The organism is Acinetobacter sp. S40 (assembly GCF_016624705.1).
Taxonomy (GTDB): Bacteria; Pseudomonadota; Gammaproteobacteria; order Pseudomonadales; family Moraxellaceae; genus Acinetobacter.
Genome location: NZ_JACVTU010000008.1, coordinates 90,431 through 110,195, shown reverse-complemented (window position 1 = coordinate 110,195; position 19,765 = coordinate 90,431). Strand labels below are relative to the sequence as shown.

The window sequence follows — 19,765 nt, the reverse complement described above, 5'->3', positions numbered from 1 at the left end:
TATTAAAATCCATTAACTTCCTAAATAATTGAACAATAAATCGCCCTATGTAAGTTCAGCCTTTCTTAGTCATCACCCATATTTAGTCACGTCCTATTCCTCCCTTATTGGTTTATAATATCTACAGCTGTTTTTCTGAATCATATTTTCAATTCAAAAATGGACAAACTGGATAAAGATCTGGACAAAACGGATAGAGATAAAATCACGCTCGCGGTTCAATCAATCTAACGTATTAGTTCAGAAAAAGGATTGGATCATGGGCTCACGTAATATGATTGAATGGCAGAATTTTGTTCAGGGATGTATCGATTTTCGCCCAGAAGAGGGTGTTTACCGTATCGCAAGGGACATGTTTACCCAACCCGAACTGTTTGACTTGGAAATGGAACTCATCTTTGAAAAGGTCTGGATTTATGCCTGTCACGAAAGTGAAATTGCAAATCCTCATGATTTTGTCACGGTTCAAATTGGTCGACAACCTCTGATTATTAGCCGTGATGCCAAAGGCGAATTACACGCGATGGTCAATGCCTGCGAGCATCGAGGTGCAACCTTGACTCGGGTTTCAAAAGGCAATCAATCAACCTTTACCTGCCCTTTCCATGCATGGTGCTATAAGTCTGATGGCCGTTTGGTCAAAGTCAAAGCACCTAGTGAATATTGTGAAGATTTCGATAAATCCAGCCGTGGCCTAAAACAAGGACGTATTGCAAGTTATCGTGGTTTCGTATTCGTCAGTCTGGATACTCAAGCAACCGATTCCCTCGAAGACTTTTTGGGAGATGCCAAAGTTTTTCTAGATCTTATGGTTGAACAGTCACCAACAGGTGAACTCGAAGTTTTGCAAGGAAAATCGGCCTATACCTTTGCAGGCAACTGGAAATTACAAAACGAAAATGGTTTAGATGGCTATCATGTCAGTACCGTCCACTATAACTATGTTTCGACAGTTCAGCACCGCCAACAAGTCAACATCGAAAAAGGTGAAGAACTCGATACACTGGATTACAGTAAATTAGGCGCAGGTGATCAAACGACTGATGATGGTTGGTTTAGCTTTAAAAATGGTCATAGCGTTTTATTCAGCGATATGCCAAATCCAACAGTACGTCCAGGCTATGCAACCGTTATGCCTTACCTGATTGAAAAATTTGGTGAAAAACGTGCGGAATGGGCAATGCATCGCTTACGTAACCTAAACTTGTACCCAAGTTTGTTTTTTATGGATCAAATTAGTTCTCAGTTACGTATTGTCCGTCCAGTGGCGTGGAATAAAACTGAAGTCATCAGTCAATGTATCGGCGTGAAAGGTGAATCTGCTGAAGCTCGACGCAATCGTATACGCCAGTTTGAAGATTTCTTTAATGTCTCTGGTTTGGGGACACCTGACGATTTAGTCGAATTCCGAGAACAACAAAAAGGGTTTCAAGCACGTCTGGAACGCTGGAGTGATATTTCACGTGGATGTCATCGTTGGGAATATGGTATGAGCAAAAATGCAGAGGATCTTGGTATTCAACCTGTAATGACAGGCCGCGAATTTACTCATGAAGGTTTATATGTCAATCAGCATGGCCACTGGCAGCGTCTATTGCTTAAAGGTCTCAATAACAAAGCCCTAGAAATGCAAGAGATCAGCTTTGAATTTGAAAGTAACATGGTTGAAGGAGTGTAATCATGTCTTTAGAACTTCATTTTTTAGTTTCACAATTTTTGATTAAGAAAGCTGAACTTTCTGATGCTTATGACTGGGACGCTTATCTTGATCTTTATGATGAAGACAGCGAATACCATATTCCGCAATGGATTGATGATCATCACTACGTACAGGATCCCAATCAGGGCTTGTCTTATATTTACTATGCAGATCGTGCAGGTTTAGAAGATCGCGTGTTTCGTATTCGTACCGGTAAAGCCGCTTCTGCAACGCCTTTGCCACGAACGTTACACACCATGAATAATATCCGTGTAAAACAAATGGATGATGGACTGATTGAAGCAAAAGTTGCATGGCAAACTCTGTATAACCGTCAAGGTTTAGAAGGTCGTTTTTATGGACATGCGACCTATATCCTACGCAAAACGGAGAATAACTTCCGTATTCGTCGCCAACATAGTGTGTTGCTGAATGACAAAATTGATTCTGTTCTCGACTTTTATCATGTTTAAGGAGAAATAGGATGGGACATTCGGTTGCTTTAAACTTTGCAGATGGTAAAACTTTTTTTATTTCAGTCAATAACGATGAACTACTACTCGATGCAGCAGTTCGTCAAGGTATTAATTTACCTTTAGACTGTCGTGAAGGTGTCTGTGGAACTTGTCAGGGAAAATGTGAAACAGGCATTTATCAGCAAGACTATGTGGATGAGGATGCATTGAGCGAACGTGATCTTTCAGAACGTAAAATGTTGGCTTGCCAAACCCGAGTTCAGTCCAATGCTGCTTTTTATTTTGATCACAACTCGGACATCTGCAATGCGGGAGAAACACTCAAAATAGAAACCAAAGTTACTCAAATAGAGCTCGTTTCTGAAACTACGGCAATTCTTCATTTGGATGCAAGTGCTTACACAGAGCAGTTGCAATTTCTACCAGGACAATATGCGCGAATTCGTATTCCAGATACCCTAGACTGGCGTTCATATTCATTTGCCAATCGCCCAAATACCCTTAATCAGCTTCAATTTCTGATTCGTTTACTGCCAAATGGCGTGATGAGCAATTATTTACGCGATCGTTGTCAAGTCGGGCAGTCTATCGTGATTGAGGCTCCATTAGGCAGTTTCTATCTGCGTGAAGTTGAACGTCCATTGGTTTTTGTTGCAGGTGGTACAGGCTTATCTGCCTTCTTAGGCATGTTGGATAATATTGCTGAGCAGGCTGATGCTCCGCCCATCCATCTTTATTATGGTGTAAATAGTGAAGCAGACCTTTGCGAGCAAACCCGGTTAAAAGCATATGCCGAGCGTATTACAAACTTTAACTATCATCCGATTGTGACGAAAGGTAGCGCTGAATGGCAAGGTAAATCAGGTTATATCCCTGAACATCTGAATAAACATCAACTGGCTGAACACGCTTTTGATATGTATTTGTGCGGTCCACCTCCCATGATTGAAGCCGTAAAAAACTGGTTAGACCAACAGGCATTACAAAACTATCGGATCTATAGTGAAAAGTTTTTACAAAGCAATACTGCACAGGTGTCATCGTAAAAACAGACTGCTATTAAATAATATAGGATAAAAAAAGCTTTCGTTTTAAAAATAAACTTCAAACCAAGAATGTGGCAAGCTCTTTAACTCAACTAAAAGGTATAAATTAAAGCCTGCCACATCGAAATGAGATGCATATGCAGAAAGTTAGAAAATAAACTATCAACAAAACGACTTTCTTATGAAAGAAATAAAATACAGTGTTTTGCCATGTCCATGCACCTATCCAGAGTTACTCTAGCGCACGTAGTGAATGATTTATTTCAGGAACTTAATCTGGATATTCAGCTATCAGAAGGCAGTAACAGCTTGCCTTTATTCTAATCACAATTTTCGACGCTTGGTGTCACTTGGGCTTTCACCAAACTCTTCACGATACGCACTCGAAAAACGGCCTAAATGTGTAAACCCCCAATCATAAGCAAGCTTTGAAATTGAAATTTTTTGATCTTCAACGGCCCGATTTAACACTTTATAAACCTGTTGCAAACGATATTTACGCAAATAGGACATCGGGCTCATGCCATAAAACTGTTGAAATTCATCATGCAACTTTGATTTAGATATGCCCACAAACCCATATAGATCTTCTATAGTCAGATCCTCACAGGCATGTTCTACGATAAAAGCTTCAACTTTCTTAAGATACGCAGGAATATATTGACCTGATAATGCCTTTAAAGCCGCAGAATAATTATTTTCCTGCGATAAAAGTAAAGCCTTAATAATAAAATTTTCATAATCCTCAGATAACATCTGTAAACCATAAAAATGATGATACTGCGACTTGAGCTGTAAAAAATTTTGAATATTACTCCACCACGTCCCGATCAGCTGTTCTGAATCAAGATGCATTTCTGGATTAAAAATAACAGGCTTATCAACCGGTTGTTTCAGCAAATCAGCTAAAACTACATGTAAACTTTTTTCTGGAATAACAACCTGTAATTTTTTGCAGTCTTTATCTATCACCAGATCTTGCCATTCAGCGTTGGAAACGATCAATCCACTTTTCTCATTTGAAAGGTAATGAACACCGGCCTTGGTTAAAGTTTGCTGTCCATGAATAGGCAGGCTAATACTATACGCCTTTAAATGAGAAATATTGATGGCAACGTTCGCACCATAGCTAATTGTACCTATTGCCAATTTTTTATGCGGTAAGCGCATCCCATCATAATGGAAATTGAGAGTATCGCGAGATATGGTATCCAGACGATGTTCGCCACAAATATTTGACATTAAACTCTGTGCAAAATCTGCTTCACATGAGCGATGGCTTAAATCCATTTCTTGGCTGAGTGGGCCCATAACCTTTCACCTAGCTAATTTACGTACTATCCCTGATAAAGCAAAATGTCTGCCATAATAACCCTAAATTTTTATTCTTTTGATTTTCACTCATCCACTATATTCAATGAATATACTTTAAATCCTAAATCCCAAGATAACTGAGTATCAGAAATGATTCAATCAAGTTTAGCCAAATCTTCTATTCATCTTAAATAGCAGCTCAAAAACTTTATGGGATAGAATGCCGTTATAAATTTCTTTAGCTATTATTCAATGGTATAAATATACGTTCAATTTATAACAAAATAAATCAACGAACTGCTACATACCACTGATTTTTACTTTTAAATCAGTAACAGATGCCCCTACTGCACCGATATTACCGATCGGGCCATTTTGTATACCATTAAAAACAGTAGAACTACTCTGCCCAGTCGTACCTAAGGTGACCGTACTTAAACTTGCATCCAATTTACTTGAAGTACCCGTGTTTCCAAATACAAAACCACCTGATTCTATACCTGCATAAAAGTTATTTAGTAAGAAACCATTGGTTGTATCATTTGCTTTTAAAGCCACTGTAAAAGAAGCACCAGCACCTGAATTATCTGAAATGAGTGTAATCGGACACCCCCCACTACAAATAGAGCCAATGGCGCCGCCAAACTGGATCATATGCCCCTGCGGAGCATTGCCGAGCTGAATATTCATTTTTGGCGAATTACCAGAAATAAAATTTACATTAACACTACTACCAACCCGTATTAACTCTTTGATATCACTATTTAGACTAGTTCCAGTAAATATAGATTTGGAGCTACTTATACTCGAAGTTGAATTAGTTCCCACTAAATAAATTGAAAATGGTGAAAGCGTTAGACCTGTAATTTGATTGGCAAATGAAATAGCTAGATTTGCAAATGCTTTATTATTGGCACCAGCATCTGTATCTACCACGATATTAAAAGTCGGAGAATTATTAGCGCCGCTAAAGTTAAGTGTTACTGGGGTATTGGTTGTACTCGCGAGGGTCATTCCAGCCCGAGATCCATAAGATGTATTGGCAATACCATTGGTATCAATCAGAGAAATCTGATTAAACTGGACTTTACTCATGCCTACACCAATGTTAATCCCGTCCTGTCCTGTCGTTGCTGAAAGACTTTGGTCATCCATTGGCTGCATAGCCATAATCATAGGTGCAAAGCATATTAAACTTATACATCCCAGTATTTTATTTTTTTTCATTGTCCTAATCCTTAAGACAAATACAATTTGGTTACTTCTTACACATACTACAGTAATTGAAGTAGTGTGTAAGTTTTTATCCGACTAAAGGCTGATCAACAAAACTTCAAACTTCCATAACAGTTTGGTTTAAAATTTTGACCTGTTAAGGTTAGATTTGTAAGAGGAAAGTCTAGTGTTGTAGTCATAGGAACATTACCTACTACCAGATCAGATCCTCCAACACAACCAGTCAAAAGATTACCACAATTACGTGGATTATTAGTTAAATCAGCATTAATACCAGCAATCGTTTGCTGTAGTACCGCATTGGTAATAGCTACTTGAGTTGTAGGGCTAAGACTTCCGAGTTCAACTTGATCTTCCATAGCCAACCACCATCCTTTTTGTGAAGCAGCAGCAGCTCCAGGCCAAAGCACAGCGCTCTTTTGTAAGGATAAAGAAGCAGGATTTTGTAGGTATAATGCATGTATTAATCCCAAGTTTTGATTAACTGTAATATCTGTTTTCAGACCAGTAATATTACCGGTAACATTTTTATTCAGATTTAAAAATCCAGCTACCGTAGCAACTAAGTTTCCTGAAAAGTCTATACGTTCAACAGTTCCACTACCTTTTAAATTAACTGTAGTTAATCTATTTCCAGAAACTACAGTAGAACCTATTGTAAATGGAGCATTTGTTGAAGATAGATTTAGATTATAGTCTTTAGAGGAATACGATATATTATAACAAGGGTCCAAAAAACCATCTTTACAAGTTGTTCCTGAGCTACTGCCTAATAATCGACCTTGCACTATACCATTTATTGCCATATTCGTATCATTATAAGTCATGGTGCGGGCTCCTGTTGTTGCAACCCCACTTGCTTCTTTTGTCTTCATATATCCACTGAATCTATTTAATCCATTTGGTGTAGATGAATTTTCTGTTCCTAATGTTAAAAGACCTTCAATTTGCTCTGCGCTTAAACGAAAGCCTAAAACTTCCCGAGTTGCAGCACTACCAGGATTTTTAATAGCAAATTGAATAAAAGGATTGGTAATCTTAGCTGAAGAAGATGTTCTATCATTGGATGTGTAATTATAATTAATTGTACCATCAGAGTTTTTGGGCAATCCACTTAATGCTAGATTATCAATATCCAAATCACATGCCCCTGCACCATTATCCCCCCCACAGCCTAATTGTAATTTTTTAATATTTGCATTTAACTCAACAATAGCTTCCATACCTAATTTATAAAAGCCTAAATTGCTCTGATTGTAGGTATTACCAAGACTGTCTGTTAAATTCGTCCCTTGTTGATATTGTAAGGTTAATAAACCTTGGCCAACTTCTTTGGATAATTCATGATCGGAAAGAGCAGTAAGTTCATTTCCATGGGTATAGGGGGTTAAAATTAACAATAGTACTAATAATTTTTTATTCATTTTACTCTCCCTAAAAAGTCCCATCCCTTGGCGTGATTTTCATTTCGCTTGTCAAACGTCCACCTGTAATTGCAAGCTCCCCTAAACGCTGCGCACTCCCTACCGTTCCGCTCACTGAAGGATAGAAGTCTACATTCTTAACACGAAAAACCTCAGCGGCAGTTTTATTCGGATTAAAGTTAAAACCCAAATTAAAGCCAACGTTATTACTATTCACAACTATTTTATTATCAAACGCTACTGTGCCAACAATATTATCCAAACCCATCGTTGAACCATCGATAGGATCAACAAGCTGAATTGAGTTATTTTGAGTTTTATCTAATTCCAATAGACCGATAAAGTTAAGTGCATTTTTATCTTCTTTAGGAGTGCCATCGCTATTGTAGTCTGAAGCAGCTAAAGAAAGAGGAATAATGGAAAAGTTAGCTTGGCCTGCGAGCCTTAACTTAATAGCAGCCAATACATCATAATTTTTGGTAAAACTATCAGAAGAAGCATAGCATCCACCACTCGTTGGACACGTCTTATATTTCGCTCCTGGTAAATAACCTGCTGCTAACTGAGCTGACATTGCCATAAGCAGTTTAGGCATACTGACATTAATTCTACCATTCTCAAAGCCCATACTACCTGTACCATTGAGTAGCATGTCAATGTTCCTCAAACCAACATAATAATCTGTTGGGTTATTATTATCGTTGGCATTTTTTCCACCATCAATTAAGATAATTGACGTTGTTTTTGAGCCATCTGTGCTTACGCCTTGAGTACTAATAGAACCACTAAATCCAATGCGTTCAGAACCACTGACTGCTGTTTTTTGAATAACACCATTATTATAAGCAACCAAGTAATCACCACTGGTTGCTCCATTACTTAAACGTGGACTAAATGCAAAGTTAGCATTTAAATTATAAATAGGTAGACCCAAGCCCCACTGTGTTGTTCCAGAAACGTTATTAACGACACTATTTGCATCCGTATAAATAAATTGTCCACGGCGAGACAATGCTGAAAAATTCATACCACGTATCGCCAACACCGTATAAGGGGTATTATTAGACGAGAGTGTTTGAATATAATCTGCGGCGGTCACTAATCTATTGGTATCTACAGAGTTCCCTAAATAAGTTGAAGTGAGCGCAGTATTGGTTGGCAGGGTAATTTGGTTAGCATTTACTAGATTGAAATATATACCATCCATGCTTAAACCAGCATGATCACTATTTAGCGCGACTCCAGAAGTCGTTTCTGTACCTGTCATATTTTTACGTGTCAACAAAGGAGTAATGTTGGCGAATCGTAATCCGTAGGTTTGATTCCCCGCTCCGCCCAATTCCAAACTCGTTGCCTCCACTCCTGACAAATTATCACGATCACTTGTGAATTCACCATTTAGACGAAATGCAAGACCAGTATCACCAGCAATTGAGTTACCATTTGTCACACCTAAAATAGTCGATGCAGTGTCTTTAGTACCGCGTAACTGCAATACACCATTGATCATACGACCATTAGCACCAGCACGTATTACTCCTTTTGCAGAATTAGCATTGAGAGTTGTTCCACTGCTTGCCACATTCGGTTGCACCATAAATTCTAGATTTAAACCAGATTTTCCATTTGCATCTCTTTTAAAATCAACATAACCAATGTCGGTTGCACCACTTCCTGAAACAGGATTGGTTCTTAAAACCAGACCTTCTGTTGGGTCAACATACATGTAGCCTTTGGCGCCAAAATTAAAATTAAAATCATTCATAATGAGTGCATTATAAGATGTACCTACATCTTTTTGGCTTAACCCAATATCTAGACCTTTAATACCTAAATCTAGTGAAGAAAATCCTGTTTTACTAAATAGTCCATCCGCAGTGGTTATATGCATGGTTAATGGGGTATTTGCAGTGTTTTGTATAGTTACTTTTCCAAATGATGCCGCATTAGAACAAGTAGTCATCGAATCGGATGTCTTACACAGCGTAAATTTGTCTGCCTGCACGGTTCCCAAATTAGCAGCAACGTCCAAATCAAGCCCAGTTTTACTGCCATTTGATAAACTTCCCGCATTCATTTTAAGCGTGATATTAGGCTGGGAAGGGTTTGCGGACGTTATTTTAACGCCAGTTAAACTCGCTCTTAAGCTATCTTGTGTACTGGCTGCTGTAGAACTTCCTGTTTTATCATCCCAATAAATCTGATCAAATCCAACTGAACCATAACCAACTTCGGCTACTATCCCATCCTGCCCATCAACTGCTCGCATATCGCTATCATTCATTGCTTGCATGGCATAACTATTTTGCATAGAAAATAAAATGCTACAGGTAAGAACCTTCAAGAGAAATTTTTTTTGTCTATCCATTTTAGCTGTCATTTTCAAACTCCCTTTTTTTATTTTTTACTCAACAACGTGGATGAGTTGAATCACAACTAAAAATCATGACTTTGCCGTTCAATGCAAGGTTTCCTGTCAGTTTCATTCCTGTGAAACCGACCTCTCTTCCATTGTCATATCCACTAACAGTATATATACCGTTTGAATATGAGTTTACATTAGCAGTTCCCCCAGATGTATTTGCCAAATAACCCGCTTTATCATCGCCTGTACCATTATCGGTTTCAATGGACATTGTATCAAAGCCAAAATTACGAAAGAGTATAGGACTGTCATATTTTGCGCCCAGCTGGATTGCTGGTTTTACGACCCCCACTCCACTTTTATTGTTATATTGTAAATCAACACCATCCAACCCTAATTTTTGAATATTAATTGTGCCCTGAACACCTTTGAAGACAAGCCATTGTCTATTTCCAGCGGCCTCCGTTCCTCTGTTATTAAAGTTTAATGCTAAACGACAATATCTCAAATCTGAACACAGAGTTGAATCAAACTGTCCGGTTGATGTTTGATTCAAAGTAACTTTTAAAGAAAGATCAGCACCAGCTTGACCTTCTATCTTTTGCAATTCGGTGTTATTCAATTGTTCGAGTGCAGCATGACTCTGTAATGAAATTAGAAATGCCAAACTCAATAAAATTTTTTGCATGTTTGACCCCTTTACAAACCTTTGGTCGTAATTTTCATATGCTGAATAAGCACACCATCTATTGCAGCGGATCCCAAATTAACCGCTGTACCAGTACCATCTTTAAAAGTAATACCTTTTGCTGTTGCTGAGGTATCAGCGGTAATTGATTTTGTGGTGGTGCTATATGCCACATCTCCCACTGTAATACTGCTGTGAGTTGGATTACGGGTTGTTGTACCCGAAGTTCCACATTCAAATTGACTACAAGTAGACCCCAGATAGGTCGTGCTACTGGTATTGCTATAGTCTGTATAAATCTGATTATAGACAGCCGCTACATTGGGTATACGAGTTACTTCTAAGACAATATTTTTCCCATCATCAGCCACACCTAAAATCACAGGTTGGTATAAGCTCCCCAATGCCAAGTTTATATGTGCATTATATAAATATAGGCCTTCCAATGAGTTAAAAATAGGAACCACACCACCATCTATTGCCGGGGTATTTAATAAATTATTTAAATTTGGGCTTGCAGTAGTTTCTTGAGTACTGAGTCGTAAAACACCATTATCATTGGTGGTATTTTTTTGTGTAGTGCCACTTGTAGTTATGGAACTTAAAGTATTAAATCTTAATAAAGCAGCTAGACCCAACGTATTATTATAACTAGTGACTGTAGAACCATCGAGCGTTTGGAATAATTTTAGATTACTACCATTGACACTTAAACCATTCCACACACCTTGTAAACGAATTCTATTCGCCCGCATATTTGTGCTATTAGTCTTACAATCCGCAGAACCATTTAGACAAAATTCTGCGGCATTCCCTTCTACTTTACTTGGATCCCGAACAAATGCGTCCGCCCATAAACCTAATTTGAGATTATAATCATCACTCGTACCGCTACTATCATACAAAGGTGCTTCATAAGTAAGATAACTTACATTTTTATTTGTTCCTGCAAAATTAGGAATATTGGATGCTGTTAATACTTTTAAAATCCATGGATTTGCCGCTGTACCCCAGCTTGAAATATTGGTTCCGCTATAGCGCGTATTTACATTATTATCATTCTTGGATAATGCTAAACCATATAGATAAATATCCGCTTTACCTATCTTGTTGGCTGCTGTCTGGTTATAAGTCTGTATGGTGGAGCTCAAAGGACCTACAGGCACAATATGCAAGTAACCGGTGCCTGGATTACTGTTATCAGAAATATCCGTTTTTGATATAGATGTACTGGTAGTACTCGTTGCACCATTTAATTGGAAAGAAAAATCAGTAGGTAATAAGGCAATTCCTTCACCTGTAGTTTGACTTAGATTTTCATCAGAAATTTCTTGCAACGCAAAACAAGATTGGCTTAAACATAAGCCTATTACACTTGCTAGAACGGTTTTCTTTAAATTTACCGTATAAGTAATTGCCGTCATCATTGACCATCCTTTTATACGATGCTCCGCACCATATTTCTTTTTCTATAAAATCCTTTAACTTAAGCAATCCAAGCTTAAGAGAAAAATATTGGCATCTTTTGCCAACTTTTACTCAATTTCTATTATGCGCATTAATTACGCAAATGCAAAAAAAAACATGTAAAAAAAAACTTTTCCGACAAATGAAAATATTAAAAAGCCAACCATTTGCTATAAATGATTGGCTTTTTTTAGATATGAAAAATTAAATAAAATGACTTAACAAAATTTTAAACTACCATAACAGTTAGGCGTAAAAGTCTGATTTGCAAGCACCAAATTTGTCAATCCCATTGATACAGCAGAGGAGTTTGATAAATTAACTGCGCCTGTATTAATGGTACCAGCCAAACAACTTGTCGCAAGAACTCCGCAGTTAATTGGATTATTTGTTAAATAATTGCTGACTTGACTTAATGTCTGTTTTACTACATCCGAAGTAATAGTGACAGTGTTAGCAGGCGTAACATCCCCAATATCAATTGGGTTTGAGAGCTCTAACCACCATCCTGTCTGAGCGGTGGATTTAGCATCAGGCCAAATTAAATTTTGCTTCTGCATGGATAATGATGCTGCAGTTCCGTTCAAATTTACTTTATGAAAATATCCCAAATCTTCACTTACAGCTACGTTAACACCTAAATTATTTACGGTGCCGCTTAATGTACCTGAAATTGAAATAGGTATAAAACCATAGACTTTCGCATCTGCATCGACCGTTCCACCTAACTGAATACCACTTACAACGGCAGTACCTGTTAAATTTGCACTTGTAATGCGTTTACCCGTTATAACTTGAGAAGGAAGCGAAAGAGAACCCGAGGCCGAGCTTAAAGTTAGATTATAATTTGAAGAAGTGAAATCAGCAGTAATAAGACCACTTGAACTTTTAATTTTACCAGTAATTGCCTGATTTAAACTACTTTGAGTTAATCCTGAATTTACAGCACCTGTGCTTACAGTACCAGTGGTATCCTTTGTAACCATATAGCCACTAAAGGAGTTTATGCCACTTTTAGCGTCTCCATTTTCCAAGCCAAAAGTAAGTAATCCTTGTATAGATTCAGCACTTAAACGAAATCCAGCCACCTCACGTGTAGAAGCTGAATTCGGATTCTTAATGGCAAATTGAATAAACGGATTAGTAATGGTAGCGGATGAACTTGCCCTGCCTGTACTTGTATCGGCTACTCCGCTTAGACTTAGATAATCAATATCAATATCACATGCACCCGCACCATTTACGCCGCCACAGCCTAATTGTAATTTTTTGATATTCGCATTTAAATCAACCTGAGCTTCCATCCCTAATTTATAAAAGCCAATATTACTCCCTGTATTCTGATTTTGTGAATCTGTTGGGGAAATATAGGAAAGTGTCATCAATCCTTGCCCTTCTATATTCCTCATTTCTCCATCATTTAAAGAAACAATAGCGGCATGAGTATATGAAAAAAAAGAAAGTAGACTGAAAGACAGAAAAGAGAGCGTGATTGCTCTCTGGTTTTTATTTTTCTTCATCTTGAGATTTCCTTGTAACTCATTTGACTTGCCTGTCATTTGAAGAAGAATAGTACTCTATGAGTTTTTTCGACTCATAGCCGTACATTTAACAATCAATTCAAGATTAAATGACCAAACAAAAACTAGATACATTGATTCACAAAAAAACAAATATGATGGAGAAAGAATGAAGACCGATGAACGTTAAATACAGCCCGTGATTTTACAAAATTAGCAGAATTTTAAATTTCCATAACAATTGGGAGTAAAGCCTTGTTTAGCCAATTGTAGATTATTTAAAGTCATACTCGCATGCGGTGCATGTTCTAAATCAACCGTACCGACAGGAATAGTATTTCCAGCTAAACAATTGATGGCCAGTATCGCACCACAATCGACGGGTTGCTTGTTCGTTAAATAGTCACCTACCTGAGTCATAACTTCATTTAATGTAGATTGGGGAATATCAACTTTAAGCGACGGGTCAATTTTTCCAATGTCAATTGGATTAGAGAACTCTAACCACCATCCTTTTTGAGCAACAGAAACCCCTTGAGTCCATTGGATATCTTGAGATTGTAAAGATAGTGAAGCTGCTGTTCCATTTAAACTTGCCTTATGAAAAAAGCCCAGCCCTTCATTTATCGTAGCATCAACTGTTAAATTTTTAATTGTTCCAGTTGCTTGCTTATTCAAATTTAATAGACCTGCGACCTGAGCAACAATATTTCCGGATAAGTCAATATTATGCACAACTGCTGAAGCCTGTAGAACAGCAGTATTAATACGTTTACCCGTAATAGGTTGCTGTTTCAGAATCAAATCTCCTTTTAAAATATTACTTCCTGTCTCTTGATCTCTAAGATTTAAATTATAACTTGTGGTTTTAAACGGTAAATTACCTGCAAATAAAAGACAGCAAGCATTACCACTAATTGCATTATAACCATCGGACTGTTTAAGTTGTCCCCTTGCTTCTTCTCCACTTACAAGACTAGTTCCATAACCGTTTACTAAAGCAGTTCCTGTTGTAGGAGCAACTTGCATGTAACCGCTTAAAGAATTAATACCATTCGGTTGCCCTGTATTTTCTGTACCAAATGTAATGAGTCCTATCGCTTTTTCAGCACTCAAATTAATTCCTACAACTTGTCGTGTTGCAGCAGTATTGGGGTTTTTAATGGCAAATTGGATAAATGGATTAGTTAAAACCGCTGAAGATCCTGCTCTTGCGTTACGATCAATAGCTGTATCTGTATTAGAAGTTGCAGAGTTTCCCAAGCCACTTAAACTTAAATTATCAATATCAATGTCACAATTACCTGCCCCATTTGCTCCCCCACACCCTAATTGAAGTTTCTTAATATTAACGTTCAATTCCAGATCAGCTTCAAGTCCAAGTTTATAAAAGCCGATGTTACTATTGGGGTCACGTTTTCTTTCTAGGTTTGCCGGGTCGGTAGGAGCAATATAAGATAAATTCATTAATGCCTGCCCTTGTATTTGAGCAAGTTCACTATCGTCCATAGGAACTAATGTTACTTCCGATTTTGCCTGAGTACTTAAAGCAAACCACACTAAAATACCCAAAACAAAAAACCGAAGTTGGTAATTCTGCATGTTATAATTCCTCTTACATCCTTATAAAAGTATCAACTTTTATATCCATTACTTTTTGTTTTTATAAAAGTAATCATACTTTTATTTTTAAATAACCAACCAAACAACTTATAAAGTTGAGCTGCTATTTAATCAAACATACTAAAATTACTGATAGCAAATACAATCAAAATAAATAGAAGAATGGAATTTTATGCTACTAGAATCGCTTTACTCATTAATTTATTTTAGAAATATTATTACTTATAGAAATTTTATAAGAAATTAAATTAATAAAAATCAATATTTAAACTATGTATCCACCTATCAGATTTACTCCTATATACGCTAAAATTTTATTTTATCACTTTCACTCAGTAACATTAATAATACACTGTAATTTAAATACACTAAAATTTTTCAACTGTTCATTTATTAAATCAAATAACTCAAGTTTTTCGATAAAATTAATCAACTCTAGTTAAGTATTTAATTCTTAAAAACATAAAATTATCAAAATATCTTTGGTATTAAGTACTTAATCATGAAATTAATTCCATAAAACATAAAAAGATTATATCATTTTATAAAATCAAATCTCTTTAAATGTACTAACACTGACAGCATGAGTACAGAAAATATTTAAAATAATAAGCTAAATAATTGTTATATAATTTAAATACACAAAAATTTTTCTTAATTTATCATTTAAGATTTTTTCAAATGTGACAAGCTAAAGAAAAAACATTTTTTTATACTTTAGCTTGTATATTGATAACACATTCTCATTTAGAGCAAGCACTTAGCTAAAATCTCGAGCAATAATCTAACAAAATTTTAGACTACCATAGCAGTTGCTTTTTATATATTGGGAGGTTAATTGTAAGTTATTTAAAGTAAGATTTGCAGTTTGACTACTTACATCAATATTGAGTTTCTTTTCAATTGGGCTATTTGCAACAGCTCCCAAAGCCTGACCAAAATCAACAGAAATATCAGATCCAGTCATTAGCGCCTGAGTTACAAAACCTGCAACCTGCGGTAATACAGCCGAAATATCTGCTTTATTTGTAGAGGTCAAATAACCTAAATCAATCGGATCTTTAAAAGACAACCACCACCCTTTTTGTGCAATATCATCACTATTTGCCCCAGGCCAACGCAAGACCTGACTCTGTAATGCTAAATAACCTCCGGTTCCTCTAAGTGGAATATTATGAAACATATTTAATGCTTCAGCAAAAGTTACGTTTAAATTTAAGCCATTTAAACTAGAGCCCGAAGCCATCTTAAATTTCGCAGTAGACACGAAGCATATAATAATTCTCACACAGCTCGAACTGTCACCATTAGGAGATACACTTTGTCCTGCTGAATAAGCTGCATAATCAATCAAATCCACGCCTAATTGATTTACATAACTACTTGTTGCGACATTACCACAAGCGGCAGCACTTGCTCGATCTGAACGTGCACAATCTAAGGGAATACTAGAGATAGCGACATTAATATTATTAACTATCGCTGCTGTCATACGATTGCCTGTAATAACTGAAGTCGTATTTTTAGTAAATGGCACTGTCATGCTGGGTACCGAAATACCTTGCGTATCACTAGTATGAGCAGATGTATAACTAACAAAATCACGTGAACCAAAGACCCCTAAGTCCAACTTACCTGCAATTGCTTGACATGTTCCATTTGCCCCTCCCACTTTTGCCGCACACCCATCACTACCCGCTGCACCAAAAGTTGACGCTTGTGTTGACACTTCCCCTTTTAACGCAGCTAACTGTAAATAACCACTCAAACTTTGAATACCATCCGTAGAAGACAACGAATTGTTATTATCCAATCCAAGACTTAATAAGCCCTCTATAGCTTCAGCACTCAAACGGAAACCAACCATTTGACGCGTGGAAGCAGTTTGTGGATTTTTTATAGCAAATTCAAAAAAAGGATTTGTAATTTGTGCACTCGTTGATGCACGGGGATTTGTAAAAGTAGGGCTACCCAATTGAGTGCCACTTGCTACGGTGCCATCATTTAAACCACTAAGTGAAACGTTTTTGATGTCGATATCACAAGTATTGGCACCATTTGCGCCGCCACAACCTAATTGTAGATTAGCAATATTTGCATTTAGCTCAACTTTTGCTTCCATTCCCAATCTATAGAAACCAATATTGCTACTACTGTCTCTTATTTTCTCCAGATTCGTACTATCATTTGGAGCAATATAAGATAAGCTCATTAAAGCCTGACCTTCTGTAGCTGCAAGTTCTGAATCAGACATTGTGATCAGACCACTAGCTGCATGTAAACTACCAACACTAGCAGTTGCACATACAGCAAGCAGTAGAGATATAAATTTTGTCATACCGATATCCATATCCTTTAAAACAATATAACAATTTGTTTTTATTTACTTATTCAAAAAATAGTATGTGTATCTCAATGACAATAAATATCTCTACACATTAAAACACAAATATTTTTAACTATTTTACAACATAAAAACCTAAAAAAATCCATCATTCATCGGTTTGTTACGAAAGTTATGCAACTGGACTAATAAAAATGTTGCTTATTGAAAATAAAAAAACGGCTTAAATTAAGCCGTTTTTACACAAAGTTTTGATTTAAGCTTTTGGCAGCGTCACGCCCACTTGCCCCTGATATTTGCCACCACGATCTTTATATGACGTTTCACAGACTTCATCACTTTCAAAAAATAGCATTTGCGCTACACCTTCTCCTGCATAAATACGTGCAGGTAAATTGGTGGTATTAGAAAATTCAAGAGTTACATGACCTTCCCACTCAGGTTCTAGTGGAGTTACGTTTACAATGATTCCGCAACGTGCGTAAGTCGATTTACCTAAACAAATGGTTAATACATTGCGAGGAATGCGGAAATACTCAACAGTACGCGCCAACGCAAAAGAATTCGGAGGAATGATGCAAACATCTGACTCAATATCGATAAAACTCTTTTCATCAAAGTTTTTTGGATCAACAATGGCAGAATGAACGTTGGTAAAAACTTTAAACTCAGGAGCGCAACGCACGTCGTACCCATAGCTTGACACGCCATAGGAGATCAGTTTTTCGCCTTGTTTATTAAAACGAACCTGATTTTCAGCATACGGTTCAATCATGCCGTGTTTTTCGCTCATCTCGCGAATCCAGCGATCAGACTTAATTGCCATTTGTTTATCCCAATACTTAAGATTTTACTGTCGGCTACTTTAACGTAATTCAACTCTAATGAAAATCATTCGATGAAATGAACAACGTATTGACAGCAAATTTAAAACTTTAAAATTGCAGAATAACTTAGTGGAATAGAAAAGCTAACGAGAACCAAAGACGCCGTACGCTGTAAGTTACGGGCATTAAGCCAATAAATTTTATTAGATGCAAGCAAAGAACCAATAAAAATCCAGAATACTGCAATCGGTAAAATCATAGCTAAAAAAGCCAAAATATGAACTAAATACGTTTGCATATTTATCCATGCACTGGCTGGAAAAATAGCCGAAGCAAATAACAAAGCTTTAGGATTCAATAAAGTTGCGCAGAATAACTCGCGGGGACGAATTGTAGGCTGATTTAAATTTAATTCGATATCAGCAGTGCGCCATAATTTAATCGCAAGATACAAGATATAAAATGCGCTTAAAAGTTTTAAGATCGTGGGCAAAAGTGCAAATGTTTTGGCGACATGATCAATCATCATCCCCCACGTGCTGATTGCAATAATATAACCAATGGCTTCAGCTGGAATAAGTTTAATTGAACGACGCACGCCCATCTGTATACCAGATGATGCCAATAAAGTATTAGTTGGGCCGGGAGTGAGAAGCAGTGCAGCCACAAGGCCGACAAAAATCCATGAAATCATAAAATGACCTCACCATGTAATTTCGCCAGACTAATCCAAACTGTTGAAAGAAGCAAAATAAACTTGAATAAGCCTTTGAAAAAATAATCAGAAATTTTTAAAAAGATTATAAAATCACGTAATTAATTGATTAGACTGCGGAGTCAATATTTTATGAGAAATCCTTTCGATTAACTTTTAATGTAAAACAGTCTAAGTACATGATAGCAATACGCTTATTTTTTAATCTTGAATTTTGGCACAAAGGCCTAACATATATAGGGAATTGACTTCGGACAGGTTAAGGCGTAATTTATAACCATCAGTCTTTAGTGTTTTCTTTTTAACCCATACTTAAATCTTGTTTTAAGCTTTGGCTAAGTTTTCACTCTCACTATGTCTGTATTAGAAACTTATAATCAATCTAGTTCATTGATTTATAAGATATACACAGGCAACATTCTCCGAACATCAGTCTATGGCAAAGCAATTTTTTCAATCCTGGCTTCCTTCTCCACAGAAAGTCTCCAGCCTGAAATTTATGCGGATTTTTGGTCAAAAAACCTTAAATCCTGTGCTTTGGTATGTCAATCGCAAATCCATTGCTAAAGCAGTCTTTATTGGAACATTTTTTGGATTACTGCCTATTCCATTTCATAGCATTTTTATTGTAGCCGCTATTTTATATTTTGAAGTAAATTTACCTTTAGGCTTGGCACTGGCCTGGCTAAGTAATCCTTTTACTCTTGTCCCGATTTTGTATATTGGTTTTTGGATTGGCTCACAAATTTTTCATGTACACATGATCAATAAAGAAATGATGTTGGGCGTATTACACCAGATTTGTAATTGGGTCAAACACTTTGGGCATGGTCATATTGATCTGAGTCTTGCCAAAATTTTAATGTCCGGGTTAGTTATAGAAGCTTTTGTTGTCGCTGTGCTTTTATATCTTCTCACTGAAATTTTTTGGCGTTTAAGTGTCTACCGTCATTGGAAAAAACGTAAGACAAATCACGTTAAATCTTTATCGATTACCCATCACAAGACCACATCTTAATTT

Annotated in this window: 15 protein-coding genes; 4 read left to right on the top strand and 11 right to left on the bottom strand. The window is 36.8% G+C overall.

Annotated features, from left to right (window positions below):
- Positions 1-259 precede the first annotated feature (259 nt).
- Genes antA through antC form a run of 3 tightly spaced genes read left to right on the top strand, consistent with a single transcriptional unit; the run spans position 260 to position 3,221 of the window.
- Positions 260-1,678 (top strand): anthranilate 1,2-dioxygenase large subunit, encoded by a 1,419-nt coding sequence (antA, locus tag IAE19_RS11250; RefSeq protein ID WP_200461018.1) that lies wholly within the window; start codon positions 260-262, stop codon positions 1,676-1,678.
- A gap of 2 nt (positions 1,679-1,680) precedes the next feature.
- A complete protein-coding gene (antB, locus tag IAE19_RS11245; protein WP_200461017.1) occupies positions 1,681-2,172 on the top strand; it encodes an anthranilate 1,2-dioxygenase small subunit in 492 nt (163 codons plus the stop codon).
- An 11-nt stretch (positions 2,173-2,183) separates the two neighbouring features.
- Positions 2,184-3,221, top strand: coding sequence for an anthranilate 1,2-dioxygenase electron transfer component AntC (gene antC / locus IAE19_RS11240; RefSeq protein WP_200461016.1), 1,038 nt, complete (start codon positions 2,184-2,186; stop codon positions 3,219-3,221).
- Positions 3,222-3,545: 324 nt separating this feature from the next.
- Here antC and IAE19_RS11235 read toward each other — a convergent pair whose 3' ends face one another.
- The 11 genes from IAE19_RS11235 to IAE19_RS11185 form a co-directional block, all read right to left on the bottom strand.
- Positions 3,546-4,532 carry an AraC family transcriptional regulator gene (locus IAE19_RS11235; protein ID WP_200461015.1) on the bottom strand — a complete coding sequence of 329 codons (987 nt, stop codon included), beginning with the start codon at positions 4,530-4,532 and terminating at the stop codon, positions 3,546-3,548.
- 303 nt (positions 4,533-4,835) lie between these two features.
- Entirely contained in the window at positions 4,836-5,762 is a 927-nt protein-coding gene (locus IAE19_RS11230) for a DUF6160 family protein (RefSeq protein WP_200461014.1), read from the bottom strand.
- A gap of 95 nt (positions 5,763-5,857) precedes the next feature.
- The gene (locus tag IAE19_RS11225; protein WP_200461013.1) at positions 5,858-7,195 is read right to left on the bottom strand and encodes a hypothetical protein; all 1,338 of its coding nucleotides are present in this window, start codon (positions 7,193-7,195) and stop codon (positions 5,858-5,860) included.
- Positions 7,196-7,205: 10 nt separating this feature from the next.
- Complete coding sequence (locus tag IAE19_RS11220) at positions 7,206-9,575, bottom strand: DUF6160 family protein (RefSeq protein WP_200461012.1); 2,370 nt, start codon at positions 9,573-9,575, stop codon at positions 7,206-7,208.
- A gap of 28 nt (positions 9,576-9,603) precedes the next feature.
- Positions 9,604-10,248, bottom strand: coding sequence for a hypothetical protein (locus IAE19_RS11215; protein WP_200461011.1), 645 nt, complete (start codon positions 10,246-10,248; stop codon positions 9,604-9,606).
- A gap of 11 nt (positions 10,249-10,259) precedes the next feature.
- Positions 10,260-11,675, bottom strand: coding sequence for a hypothetical protein (locus IAE19_RS11210; protein WP_200461010.1), 1,416 nt, complete (start codon positions 11,673-11,675; stop codon positions 10,260-10,262).
- A gap of 258 nt (positions 11,676-11,933) precedes the next feature.
- On the bottom strand, positions 11,934-13,235 hold the full coding sequence (locus IAE19_RS11205; protein WP_200461009.1) for a hypothetical protein: 1,302 nt from the start codon (positions 13,233-13,235) through the stop codon (positions 11,934-11,936).
- Positions 13,236-13,448: 213 nt separating this feature from the next.
- Positions 13,449-14,837 carry a hypothetical protein gene (locus IAE19_RS11200; RefSeq protein WP_200461008.1) on the bottom strand — a complete coding sequence of 463 codons (1,389 nt, stop codon included), beginning with the start codon at positions 14,835-14,837 and terminating at the stop codon, positions 13,449-13,451.
- A gap of 805 nt (positions 14,838-15,642) precedes the next feature.
- Positions 15,643-17,196 (bottom strand): hypothetical protein, encoded by a 1,554-nt coding sequence (locus IAE19_RS11195; RefSeq protein WP_200461007.1) that lies wholly within the window; start codon positions 17,194-17,196, stop codon positions 15,643-15,645.
- 262 nt (positions 17,197-17,458) lie between these two features.
- Positions 17,459-18,028 carry a dCTP deaminase gene (gene dcd / locus IAE19_RS11190; RefSeq protein WP_200461006.1) on the bottom strand — a complete coding sequence of 190 codons (570 nt, stop codon included), beginning with the start codon at positions 18,026-18,028 and terminating at the stop codon, positions 17,459-17,461.
- 101 nt (positions 18,029-18,129) lie between these two features.
- On the bottom strand, positions 18,130-18,723 hold the full coding sequence (locus tag IAE19_RS11185) for a LysE family translocator (protein ID WP_200461005.1): 594 nt from the start codon (positions 18,721-18,723) through the stop codon (positions 18,130-18,132).
- 457 nt (positions 18,724-19,180) lie between these two features.
- Here IAE19_RS11185 and IAE19_RS11180 point away from each other — a divergent pair, with 457 nt between their 5' ends.
- Complete coding sequence (locus tag IAE19_RS11180) at positions 19,181-19,762, top strand: DUF2062 domain-containing protein (protein WP_200461004.1); 582 nt, start codon at positions 19,181-19,183, stop codon at positions 19,760-19,762.
- Positions 19,763-19,765 lie beyond the last annotated feature (3 nt).